Below are 8,345 nucleotides of genomic sequence, written 5' to 3'. Positions count from 1 at the left end.
GAATGGCACTAGTTTAAGGGTATCTACGGGAGAAAAATGCTCTAAAATGGATAAAAGGCTCGTCCCGACCATTGAAATCGCGCAAGCTGTTGATATGAAAAGAGTTAACAGTTATTTGCCCGGTTTCTCCGGTCTTGTGGGACGAGCCAGAAAGCGAACACTGAATCAGTATCGGCGCAATGTCGAGAACGCGAATGCCGGGAAGCCGAATCGGTTGCGGGGTTGGTTCGGCCATCTGGTTCCTTCGAAGGTGTTGGCCAAGCGGCCCGGCGAGCGCAAACGGGGGATGGACCGGGAGTGTTTGTTCTGGGGTTTTCTGGGGCAAGTGCTGCGAGGGGGTTCCTGTCGGGACGCTTTGCAGGAGATCCAGGCCGCGCGCGCTGCGGACGGTTTGCCCGCTTTGAGTTCGTCCACCTCCAGCTACTGCACCGCTCGGCAGAAGAAGTTTACGTCGGAGGATCTCAAGCGTATCCACCGCGAAGTGTCGGACTCGCTCGCGGCAGAGGCCGACCCGGCCTGGGAAGGGCGTCGTGTGCTGTCGGTCGACGGCACGGGAGTGAGCATGGACGACACGCCGGACAATCAGAAGGAGTTCCCGCAACCTTCCGAGCAGAAGAAAGGGTGCGGCTATCCGGTAATGCAGGTGGTGGGGCTGCACGATCTCTCCAGCGGGGCGATGCTCGACTACGAAGAAAGTCCGCTCAATGTCGGCGAAAGCGCTCTTTTCCACGGCTTGGATTTAATCGGACAAGTCGGAGGCGGAGACATCCTGCTCTTCGACCGGGCTTACTGCTCTTATCTGAACACGGCGACTCTGCTTGGCCGGGGAGCTCATGCGCTCGGACGCCTCCACGCCTCCCGCAAGATCTCCTTTCCCAAAGGCTGCGAGGATCGGATCACTACTTGGGAAAGGCCCGCCTCGTCCCAAAGGCCCCTCTACATGGAACTGGACGAATGGAGAGCCTTGCCGAAGTCGATCCGCGTGCGCTACATCCGCCGGAAGATCGAAACGCCCGGTCACCGCCCCGAAGAGATCGTCGTAATGACAACGCTGCTGGATGCTCCCGCCGAAGCGATACTCGACCTGTTCCTGCGCAGGTGGAACATGGAAGTGAGCCTGCGAGACCTCAAAACCACTCTCGGTGCCGATCACCTGCGAGCCAAAACCCCCGAGATGGCCCGAAAGATCTTCGCCATGCACATGATCGCCCATAACCTGATTCGCTGGACGCTCTTGCAGGCTTCCACCGATCACCGCGCACCTCTGGATCGACTCAGCTTCAAAGGAACCGTCGATCTTCTTGAAAACTGGAGGGACATCCCCTGCGATCCGGGCCGGGAAAACTGGGAGCGATTGCTCGAACTGGCAGCCAAAGACAAGATCCCAAAAAGACAAAACAGAATCGAGCCCAGAGTCCTCAAACGAAGACCCAAAACCTTCCCGAAAATGACACGACCCAGACAAGAACTCAGAAACCGAATTTTGACGTCGAAATCCACGCCGCAAAGAGGCTTAAACTAGTGCCATTCACCCCAAGGCATCTTGGAAGTGATATCCAACTACTCCCGAGAAGATTATTTTTTCTTTCGAGATCTCGGGTTGACTAGGGCGTCCAAGATCCAATGAAATTACGCCTTCCTGACAATCCACAGAGTAGGACAGAATGTGGTAGTCGTGGTATTTCATTTCTCTTCCAGAACAGTGTTAAATGCGTCGTTCAACGACACATATCAAGGAGCGGGCGAGGGATAAAGCTATGGATAAATTTCTGATCTGAAACATTTTGGTCTTCCTCAAGCGTCTCAAGTGTAGCGATTTAGAAATTCCAATCACAAGACCCTGACAGCTCCGTAATTGGAATGTCGAGAAAAAGGTTTCCACAAAGTACGTCGTTTCGACACGACCCGGACGACACGACGGCACCTGTACAACGACTGTCGCCGGTAGTGAACTCTGAAAAACTACCCAGCCCGGACATCTTTTTCTTTGATGGACAGATACTTGTATACTTCCAAGACCTCCCTCTCCCACCGAGACTTACCTGGGATTGCGTCGTTTGTTCCGTTTTAACTATCGAAGTGAGAATTACACGAGGAATTCAAAGCTCAGACAGAGTCTTTCGATTTTTGACTCTAGCGGCACTGGATGAGCGAAATGAGCCCGTTCAGCAAAATGGGCGAGTTCATTTCGATTCCGATGAGAGAGCTGGAAGCTCTCACTACTTTGGGTTTTGCCATGGCAGCGCTTGGCTTAGGGGCACAAGTTTAAGAGGTTGTATGGAATGGAAACCTCCCCACCCCCGACATAGTCGGGGGTCCCCTCCTCCTACTCGTAGGAGGGGAGTCAGAAAATTACAGAAAGACTCCTCCCGTGCTACAGGTAAAGGGGAATCCCGCGGACGCGGGGTGGAGTGGTTCCTCATCAAGAGTCCCCTATATCAAAATTTTCCCGCTCAAACCCTTAACCTAGCGCGATTCGCGCTAGCCGTTGTCACCACCGTATGGTCCGGCCATCTTTTCTTTTATCCTATTCTGGACGATTTCATTGAGCTCAAAATGGCCTCTCTGCTCAATACGCAGCTGGGTTGCAAGCAATGCCCCTAGCCTGAGAGCAACGAGGCGAGCTACCAGTTCTCCCGATGGAAGCGGAGAGAGCGGGCAAGGGTGCGGGCAAAGAAGGGACCGCGATAGATCCAGCCGGTGTAGAGCTGAATCAAATGGGCACCGGCATCGAGCTTCTCCGCAGCCGAGGCGGAATCGTGGATTCCTCCCACTCCGATGAGGGGTAGCTTTCCACCGGTCTCACGGGAGATGAAGCGGATGATCTGGGTAGAACGTAGCTGAAGAGGGCTCCCTGAGAGGCCACCATGCTCGTATTCCCGGCCCGCTGGCAGGGAATCGCGACCGATGGTGGTATTGGTTGCCACCAATCCGGCCACCCCACTCTCGGCGACGACCTCGAGGATTTCGCCAATTTGGTGAAAAGTGAGATCGGGAGCAATTTTCAGAAAGATGGGGACGGTTCCAGCCTTACGCGCCCGATTGCGCTCTTCCAAGCCTCCAAGAATCTCCAGAAGGCGGTCCTTCTCCTGCAACTCCCGCAGACCTTCGGTGTTCGGGCTGCTGACGTTGACGGTAAAATAGTCGGCAAGGTCGACCAGGTGCTCAAAACACGAGAGGTAATCCGACGCCGCGTCCTCCAGGGCCGTATTCTTGTTCTTGCCGATGTTGACTCCGACTGGAGCGATTCTCTTGCCGGGAGCCGGGAGTCGGCGCAGCCGCTTGCCCATCGCCTCCATGCCGTGATTGTTGAAACCCATCCGGTTCACAATCGCCTCGTGCTCGGGATAGCGGAACAGGCGCGGCTGAGGATTGCCCGGCTGCGGCTTCGGAGTCACGGTGCCAACCTCGACATGACCGAACCCGAGGGCAGCAGCGGCGGGAACAAATTCAGCGTCCTTGTCCATCCCAGCGGCGAGACCGATGTGGTTCGGAAACTTCAGACCCGCTAATTCAATCGATTCTCCTCGTCCTTGGGTGAATTTCGCCAGAAGCCGACAGGCCGGCTGAACCGTGCTGAGGGTTTGCAGAAAATTTCTTCCGTATTCATGCGCCCGCTCCGGTCCGAGGCGAAAAAAAAGGGGACGAAGTATCTTTTCGTAAAATAGATCCATTGGCTGATAAGCGGTCGCTCAAACCCATCGGACTCCGAAAAATTCGAGATCGCAAACACTTTTGGTTTGCATAAAGGAGAAAATTGCGGCGTCGAGTGTCTTATGTCTCAGGCCAACCCAAAATTAAATTGGTGCATTGCACGACTCGGTTCCGACCTCAACTGGTGGGTAGAAGAGATCAGTGACGACATCCACTGGGATGTCGACGGTCTCGGCATCGTCGATCCCCGACAGGTAGCCTACGTGATCGATCTGCTTGAACCCCTCCAAGAATACAACCTCGATCCCCAGCTCTTTGAGAACGCCTTTTTTGGTTTCTCCATCGATAAGGAGATCAAGGACGGATACGTCCGTCTGGTGCGCACGAAGGGATCGCTTCTCGAAGCGGACGAGCCCCTCTTCGCCCTGCCCGACGTAATCGACGAAGAGAAAGGCCCCTACGCCGACTTCATCGAACACGTCACACGCCTCCGGGTTCGGATGCTCAACGACCTCATCGACTTTGCTCAGAAACTGACCATCGAAGAGCTGGAAGAGGAAATCCGCGAACAGCAAAACAGCGACCTTCTCGAAGGACGGGCGACCCACTTCTTCCAGGAAATCACCTCGATCCTCGAATACGTGCCGGAAGGCTACGAACTCGAAGCCGATGAAGAGCGCAAGGCTCCCTCCGAAGAGGATGCCGTCGAAGAGGAATTCGACGATCTCGACAGCGAAGACGAGACCCTCGAAGAAGACGACACCATGAAGTGGGACGAAGACGAGGAAGACGAAGACGAGGAAGAAGGCGAGAAGAAGCCGGAAGACGCGTAAGGAAATTTGAATGGATTTCCTCGCTGACATCGAATTCGTCGAAAACATCTGGAGAGAATCTCTGGAGGGAAAAACCGGGGACGCACGTCGATTCGCGGAGGCGAACAGCCGTTCGTCTTTTGCGATCAGCGTCCCGACCAGCATCCGCCTTCTCGCTTCCGCCGGTGCGGACGGCGAGGAGATCGTGGAGCGGTTTATTAAGGCTTTCCCTGTCATTTCCTTCGACGAGCCTCTCATCGCCCGCACAGCGTCCTTATTTCGCGCGCACGATATCCCACTCGAGACCGCAATCGAGGGGGCCATCGCCAAGCAAAACGAATTGAAGATTCTGACCGGGTCTCCGCTGCGCTACAAAGCGCTTCCCGGAATCACGGTGGTCAACTTCCGCGACGCGGATTCCTGACCGCGGCGGAATCGGGATCTTTCCCCTTCTGAGCGGTCCCGCGAAACTCTTCCATGGTCGCGTGACCCTCGGCGGAGATCCCCTCGCGCTGAAACACCTTGAAAAAGGTCATCGCGAGGATCTTCAAGTCGAGTCCCAGAGAGAGGTTGTCGACGTACCAGACATCCATCTCGAAGCGGGATTCCCAGTCCAAGCCATTGCGACCGTTCACTTGGGCCCATCCGGTAATGCCGGGGCGGACCTCCATGCGGCGGGCCTGCTCGGGAGTATAGCGCTCAAGATAACGGGGAAGCAGCGGACGGGGACCGACCAGACTCATCTGACCCCGGAAGACGTTCCAGAGCTCCGGAAGCTCGTCGAGACTGCTGGAGCGAAGAAACGATCCCACCCTCCCCAAGCGCATGTGATCCGGCAGCAAATCCCCATCGGCACTACGAGCCGAGCTCATTGAGCGAAATTTGATCAGGGTAAAGAGGCGACCTCCCCATCCGGGCCGGATCTGACGGAAGAAAACCGGCCATCCGAGAAAAACGCCCACGAACACCCCCGCCACCAGAAAAACGGGAAGCAACAGGAGAAGCAGAACCATGGACACCACAACATCCAAGACCCGCTTTCCAAATCGGCGATAGATCACGAATCCGTGCCTTCCTTCGCTACCGGCGGAGGCGCCATGGGAGCGGAGAACCGGGGAATCGGATCGTCCGATTCTTCCCGAGGATTTTGGCCCATGCGCAAATCGTAGAGATAGCTTTCCATGAGGCTATACTGTGCCGGGCTGCTATTGGGATCCATCGTTGCCAAAACCTGAGTCAGCCAGCGCATCGCCTCCTGATAACGCCCCAAATCGATCAAAATGACGGCTCGTAGACGAGCGTAGAGAGGGGGATGTGGCGGTTTCTCGTAAGCGACCCGATAATACTCCTGGGCCATATCCGGATCGTCGAGAACCGTCCAGTAGATCCGGGCTTTTTCCGCGGGAATCGCCGGTGAATCGGGGACAAACTTGGCCGCCTCGGTTAAGAGCTCCAGTCCCCGCTCGGCTTGCTCGCGGCGGATCCGCTTTTCTACGGTCTTGGGAGCCGTCCGATCTTTGGAGAAACGCCAGACCGGCATGTCGTAAACGATCATCCGGGAGGCCTCGATCCAGAAAAAAGGATAATCCGGCTGAAGACGGGTCACCGCCCGGGCGGTCGTTTCCGTGAGGCCGTGGTTTTCCTGCTGCCAGTAGTAATTTGTCTGGAGCCAGAGGAAATCGGCAGCCAATGCTCGAAGTCCCCCGAGAGAGCCAATGATGACCGACTGCCCAAGGCCGTCCAGTTCACTCAAATCCTGCTCGGGAGGCTGAATCTCTTTGCGTAGAGGAAGGGTCGCCCACCCAGCGAGAAAGCTGATGAGGATGAACCAGATGAATGGAGGTATGCGTGACATCGTCCGATTGCTTCCCTGCGCGCCCTACAACTCCCGGCGGTGGAAGAATCCCACCGCGATCCCCAAATAGACTACGGTGTAGATCGCCGCATAACCAATGGTCCGCAAGTATTCGGGATCGACGGGCGGCTCGTTGAAGATTCGGAAATCCGGAAGGAAGTAGGCGAAAAAGAAGCCCAACACCGTATAGAGGATGCCTTCCCCCGACTGATAGAAATCAATGGCGAGGTGGACGAGGTGCGCCGCAAAGAAGAGGGCGAAACCCATTGATACGGTGTAACTGAAAGAATTCGCAAAGGATGCCACGGCAAAGACCATGCTACCCAGCACGAAGAACTTCAGGATCTGGAAGAGTCCGGAAATCCACGCCTCCGAAAGGACCCCGGACAGCGTCGCTTTATTGATGCTCGGATCATCCGTAAGGGAATGACTGCGCCACCAGAGGAGGATGCTGACCAGAACCAGCATCCCGAGGACGAAAATGAGGATTGGCGCCAAGGTGCCCAGAAACTTCCCGAGCAGGAACTGGGAGCGGGTGACCGGACGGGCCAGAATGGGAAGGACGGTCCGCTGCTCGATCTCCCGGAAGAACAACTGCGCTCCCAGGGTGACCACCAGAATCGAGCCAAAGAGGGAAATGGCCCCCTGCCCCAGATCGTTGATGAAACGGATCTCCGCCGAGCCGAAGTGGAAATTGGTCAGGAAGATGGAGGCACCAATGAGCGCCGCAGCCAAGAGACCGAAAATCGTGAATACCCGCGAGAGGACGACCTCGGTCCAAGTGTGGCGGGCAATGAGCCAGAGCGAACGAAAACCATTCATGCTGCGTTCTCCTTTTCGTTTTCGCGGACGAGATTGACGAAGACTTCTTCCAGCGAGTGAGCCGTCGCGGCCCCCTCCTCGACTTGGAGACCGGCAGCCGTTGCGACCTCCCGGCCCTTGGCCAAATCTTTCCGATTCTCAAAGAGCAGCGAGGGCTTGCTCCCGGTGGAGTGGAGAAGATCATCCAATGTGCCCTCGGCCAACATTCTTCCCCGATGCAAGATCGCAACCCGGTCGCAGACCGACTCGACCTGGCTCAGCAGGTGCGAACACAAGAGCACCGTCTTCCCCTGCGATTTCAGGAGGCGAATCATCTCGGTGATCTGACGGGCCCCGATGGGATCGACGCCGGCCGTAGGTTCATCGAGGATGACTAAATCAGGGTCATGGACCAGTGCCTGAGCCAACCCCAGCCGCTGCATCATTCCTTTGGAATAAGTGCGGATCGGCCGTTTCTCGGCTCCGAGCAACCCTACGGTCTCGAGGACATCGCCCGTCCGCTTGCGGAGATCGCTCCCCGAAAGCCCGGAAAAGCGCCCCATGGACTGCACCAAAGATTCACCAGTCAAATAGCCATAGAAGAAGGGAGCTTCCGGAACGTAACCAATCCGCTGTCGCGATTTGGGCTGCGAAGCCTTCCCGCCGAAGACCAAGCATTCGCCCGAGGTCGGACGAACCAAGTCGAGGCAGATCTTAATGGTGGTGCTCTTTCCGGAACCGTTGGGCCCAAGGAGTCCGAAAACCTCCCCACCTCGCACTTCGAGATCAAGCCCCTCCAGGGCAAGAACCGACGAAATCCGAACCGCCCCAGAACGAAAAACTTTCCGAAGCTTTTTCAGGGTAATCGCTTTTTCCATGAGAACGATGCTAGCACCGGGTTAGAAACAGAGAAAAGAAGAATCCGTTGTCAAAGTTGTGAGCGCTTCGGGCTTTCTCCATTTCCAGCGTGAATCGAATCGATCCAGCGTGAATCGAATCGAGAGCAGGGATGCTCTCGCTACTTTCTCTTCCCCACCGCAAAAGACCTGCCGGGCAACCCAGCCATAGTAGTGAGAGCTTCCAGCTCTCTCTCGTCCAACGCAAATCGAGAGCAGGATGCTCTCGCTACTTTCTCTTCTCCACCGCAAAAGACCTACTCGGCAATCCAGCCATAGTAGTGAGAGCTTCCAGCTCTCTCTCGTCCTACGCAAATCGAGAGCAGG

General features: G+C 56.1%; 9 protein-coding genes. 4 read left to right on the top strand and 5 right to left on the bottom strand.

The window, feature by feature from the left end:
• Positions 1-94: 94 nt before the first annotated feature.
• Complete coding sequence (locus H5P30_RS07695; protein WP_185691546.1) at positions 95-1,522, top strand: IS4 family transposase; 1,428 nt, start codon at positions 95-97, stop codon at positions 1,520-1,522.
• Positions 1,523-2,624: 1,102 nt separating this feature from the next.
• On the opposite strand, the gene H5P30_RS07690 is transcribed toward H5P30_RS07695, so the two are convergent.
• The gene (locus H5P30_RS07690) at positions 2,625-3,674 is read right to left on the bottom strand and encodes a quinone-dependent dihydroorotate dehydrogenase (RefSeq protein ID WP_185692378.1); all 1,050 of its coding nucleotides are present in this window, start codon (positions 3,672-3,674) and stop codon (positions 2,625-2,627) included.
• A 102-nt stretch (positions 3,675-3,776) separates the two neighbouring features.
• On the opposite strand from H5P30_RS07690, the gene H5P30_RS07685 reads away from it, so the two are divergent.
• Positions 3,777-4,487: a hypothetical protein gene (locus tag H5P30_RS07685; RefSeq protein WP_185692377.1), complete on the top strand. Its 711-nt coding sequence runs from the start codon at positions 3,777-3,779 to the stop codon at positions 4,485-4,487.
• Positions 4,488-4,497: 10 nt separating this feature from the next.
• Positions 4,498-4,890: a type II toxin-antitoxin system VapC family toxin gene (locus H5P30_RS07680; RefSeq protein WP_185692376.1), complete on the top strand. Its 393-nt coding sequence runs from the start codon at positions 4,498-4,500 to the stop codon at positions 4,888-4,890.
• Here H5P30_RS07680 and H5P30_RS07675 read toward each other — a convergent pair.
• The 4 genes from H5P30_RS07675 to H5P30_RS07660 are packed head-to-tail and all read right to left on the bottom strand — an operon-like array spanning position 4,865 to position 8,000.
• Positions 4,865-5,527, bottom strand: a complete 663-nt coding sequence (locus H5P30_RS07675; RefSeq protein ID WP_425504933.1) for a sugar transferase — start codon at positions 5,525-5,527, stop codon at positions 4,865-4,867. The two genes, H5P30_RS07680 and H5P30_RS07675, sit on opposite strands and share 26 nt — an antisense overlap.
• A complete protein-coding gene (locus H5P30_RS07670) occupies positions 5,524-6,321 on the bottom strand; it encodes a tetratricopeptide repeat protein (protein WP_185692375.1) in 798 nt (265 codons plus the stop codon). Before H5P30_RS07670 ends, H5P30_RS07675 begins: the two co-directional genes overlap by 4 nt.
• A gap of 24 nt (positions 6,322-6,345) precedes the next feature.
• Complete coding sequence (locus H5P30_RS07665) at positions 6,346-7,143, bottom strand: ABC transporter permease (protein WP_185692374.1); 798 nt, start codon at positions 7,141-7,143, stop codon at positions 6,346-6,348.
• Positions 7,140-8,000 carry an ABC transporter ATP-binding protein gene (locus H5P30_RS07660; RefSeq protein ID WP_185692373.1) on the bottom strand — a complete coding sequence of 287 codons (861 nt, stop codon included), beginning with the start codon at positions 7,998-8,000 and terminating at the stop codon, positions 7,140-7,142. Before H5P30_RS07660 ends, H5P30_RS07665 begins: the two co-directional genes overlap by 4 nt.
• Positions 8,001-8,131: 131 nt before the next feature.
• On the opposite strand from H5P30_RS07660, the gene H5P30_RS21880 reads away from it, so the two are divergent.
• Positions 8,132-8,345 (top strand): hypothetical protein (locus H5P30_RS21880; RefSeq protein WP_221774322.1); only part of this gene is annotated, 214 nt, incomplete at its 3' end.

It is taken from the genome of Puniceicoccus vermicola, assembly GCF_014230055.1.
Taxonomy (GTDB): Bacteria; Verrucomicrobiota; Verrucomicrobiia; order Opitutales; family Puniceicoccaceae; genus Puniceicoccus; species Puniceicoccus vermicola.
The sequence above is the reverse complement of the archived record's forward strand: the minus strand, read 5'-3'. Positions and strand labels throughout refer to the sequence as shown.

Coding starts and splice junctions, on each gene's coding strand:
- H5P30_RS07680 (WP_185692376.1), top strand. CDS start 4,498: ATGGATTTCCTCGCTGACATCGAATTCGTCGAAAACATCTGGAGAGAA.
- H5P30_RS07690 (WP_185692378.1), bottom strand. CDS start 3,674: ATGGATCTATTTTACGAAAAGATACTTCGTCCCCTTTTTTTTCGCCTC.
- H5P30_RS07665 (WP_185692374.1), bottom strand. CDS start 7,143: ATGAATGGTTTTCGTTCGCTCTGGCTCATTGCCCGCCACACTTGGACC.
- H5P30_RS07695 (WP_185691546.1), top strand. CDS start 95: ATGAAAAGAGTTAACAGTTATTTGCCCGGTTTCTCCGGTCTTGTGGGA.
- H5P30_RS07660 (WP_185692373.1), bottom strand. CDS start 8,000: ATGGAAAAAGCGATTACCCTGAAAAAGCTTCGGAAAGTTTTTCGTTCT.
- H5P30_RS07670 (WP_185692375.1), bottom strand. CDS start 6,321: ATGTCACGCATACCTCCATTCATCTGGTTCATCCTCATCAGCTTTCTC.
- H5P30_RS07685 (WP_185692377.1), top strand. CDS start 3,777: ATGTCTCAGGCCAACCCAAAATTAAATTGGTGCATTGCACGACTCGGT.